At 78.7% G+C, this 1971-nt stretch carries 1 protein-coding gene and 1 pseudogene; both read right to left on the bottom strand.

Features of this window, described 5'->3' with window-relative positions; all coding sequences use genetic code 11:
* A pseudogene (locus tag ABD323_RS40715) lies at positions 1–1690 on the bottom strand (hypothetical protein); the annotation flags it as partial.
* Positions 1687–1971: hypothetical protein (locus tag ABD323_RS40720; RefSeq protein WP_344447151.1), on the bottom strand; the 285-nt coding region annotated here is incomplete at its 5' end. The pseudogene ABD323_RS40715 and the gene ABD323_RS40720, both read right to left, overlap by 4 nt.

Genomic DNA, 1971 nt, shown 5'->3' on the forward strand with positions numbered 1-1971 from the left:
CGCCGCGGGCGCGGCGGGCCAGCCGCGCGGCCGGCGCCAGCAGCAGCGGCAGCAGGCCCGCCAGCAGCAGCGCGCCGGCCAGCGCCAGCAGCAGCGGAGCCGCGCTCAGCAGCAGGTCCACCGAGGTGCCCGGGGGCGTCGGCCCGCGCCGGCGCACGGCCGCCACCGCGGCCACCGCCAGCAGGAGCCCGGCCAGTTCGCCGACCAGCCGGCGCGGCTCGCCGACCGTACGGCGCACCGCCCGGGAGAGCCGGCCGGTGCGCACCGTGCGGGCCCGCTCGCCCGGGCGCCGGGTCCGTGGGCGCTCGGCGTGCAGCAGCGTGAAGGCCCGCAGCGGGAAGCCCAGCAGGGTCAGCAGGACGAGTGCGGCGGTGGAGCCGAGGGCCGCTCCCCACCGCTGGGCGGGGAGCAGCGCGAGGGCCAGTGCGCTGCCGAGCAGGGCCGCCGGCAGGACGACCACCGCCTGCTCGCCCACCAGCCGCGCGAAGATCGCGGGCAGCGAGCCGCCGCGGGCCCGCAGCAGGGTCAGCTCGGCGCGCCGCCGGTCCACCGCCAGACCGGCGGCCAGCAGCAGCACCACCAGCACCACCGCGCCGGTGCCCAGCGCGCCGACCGAGTAGACGGTGGCGGCGGCGCCGAGTTGGCGCTCGATGCCGCTCAGCAGCCCGGGCAGCGCGGACCGGACCACCCCGCTCGTCCCCAGGAGCTGCGCCAGGTCGGCGGCCCCCGGGCCGTCCAGCGTGCCGGCCAGCACCTGCCGGGCCGCGTCGAGCTGGAAGGCGGCCGGTGTCCGGGTGTCCACCGGGACCTGCCAGAACATCTCGGGCCCGCTGTACCAGTCGTCCAGTTCGGACAGGCCCAGCGAGGAGACGACGGCGCCGGCCCGCCAGTACCGCTGCTGCTCCCCGCCCGGCCAGGTGGCGCGGCACGGCGCGGTGGCGCAGCCGACGGTGGACCAGTACGCCGCGCCCGGGTCCCGGGGCTGGAAGACGCCGACCACGGTGGCCAGGACGGTCAGCTTCGGGCGGGAGGCGGCGGCCGGGTCGAGCGAGCTGGTGTGCAGCACGGTGCCGACCTGGACGCCGAAGAGGTCGGCGGTGGCCTTCGGCAGGGCGATCTGGAAGCTCAACGTGCGGCTGGGCTGGTCCAGGTGGGCCGGGGCGGTGGGCAGTACGCCGGCCAGCAGGCGCACGTGCGCCGCCAGGTCGCGCAGGTAGGCGAGCGTGAGCACCGGCTGGTCCTGGCCGATCAGCGGCAGGCCTGGATCGGTCAGCAGCCGCCCCTCCAGGGTGCGCACGCCGACCGACTCCTCGGCGGGCGAGGGGCGCAGCGGTGCGGCCAGGTCCCGCTCCAACCGCTGTTGCACCTCGGCCAGGACGTGGTCGTCGTACTGCTCGCCGTCGGCGCCCGGCTGCTGCCCGGGCAGTGGCGCGCTCGGGTCGCTCAGCGGGGCGGTGGCGGTCAGGGCCCGGTCGGCGGGCGGGGCGGCGGCCAGCAGGCGGTGCACGGCCCGGTCACCGGCCAGGTCCACGGCCCGTGGGAAGCCGGCCGCCAGGAAGCTGGTGCCCAGGACCAGGGCGGCCAGCAGCAGGGCGGCCGGGCGGCTGCTGCGCAGCCTGGTCCGCACCCACGGCGCGGCCGCGCCCTGGTCCTGCTCCTGGTGCGGCGCGGTGGGCTGGGGGGTGGTCACATCTCCTCCGAGTGACGCAGCCGGGCGGTGGTCTCCGAGGGCCGGCCCGGCCGCAGCAGGCGCCAGGCCACCAGCAGCACCGGCAGCGCCGCCATCGCCAGGACCAGCAGGGCGAGTTGGCCGGCCGGCAGCTGGACGGTGGCGGCCGGGAGCGGCCGGTGCGCCTCGGGGGTGAGCAGGACCAGCGGCACCACCAGGTCCGCGAGCAGCAGGCCGAAGAGCAGGCCCAGGCCCACCCCGAGCCCGATCTGCACGCCCTCCTCGGCGGCCGCCGCGCGGGC

The organism is Kitasatospora nipponensis, assembly GCF_039528135.1.
GTDB lineage: Bacteria > Actinomycetota > Actinomycetes > Streptomycetales > Streptomycetaceae > Kitasatospora > Kitasatospora nipponensis.